The organism is Rossellomorea arthrocnemi, from assembly GCF_904424705.1.
In the GTDB taxonomy this organism is placed as follows: Bacteria; Bacillota; Bacilli; order Bacillales; family Bacillaceae_B; genus Rossellomorea; species Rossellomorea arthrocnemi.
Window position 1 is genome coordinate 1 of record NZ_CAJGBF010000080.1, and the last position, 255, is coordinate 255.

General features: G+C 45.9%; 1 protein-coding gene. It reads right to left on the reverse strand.

Annotation, left to right across the window (positions count from 1 at the left end):
• Positions 1–255 (reverse strand): IS110 family transposase (locus BAA9072_RS24045; RefSeq protein ID WP_201717052.1); only part of this gene is annotated, 255 nt, incomplete at both ends.

Genomic DNA, 255 nt, shown 5'->3' on the forward strand with positions numbered 1-255 from the left:
GAGCCTGTTTTCCAAGACCTTTAATTACGGAAGCAAACTCAGGGAAATAAAGGTCAATCCATCGTCGGATGCGGTTTTGAATGGAGGCCGATTCTTCTTTTAAACGGGCCCGATAGGCCGTCCCCCGACGAAGCTCTGAATCGATTTGAGTCATTTCCCTTGGGATACTGTAATATCCTTGTGGCATCATTTTTGCGATAACCCGGGCATCTTTCAGATCGTTTTTACTCTGTAGGTTATCGTCTAGCTCTTTGG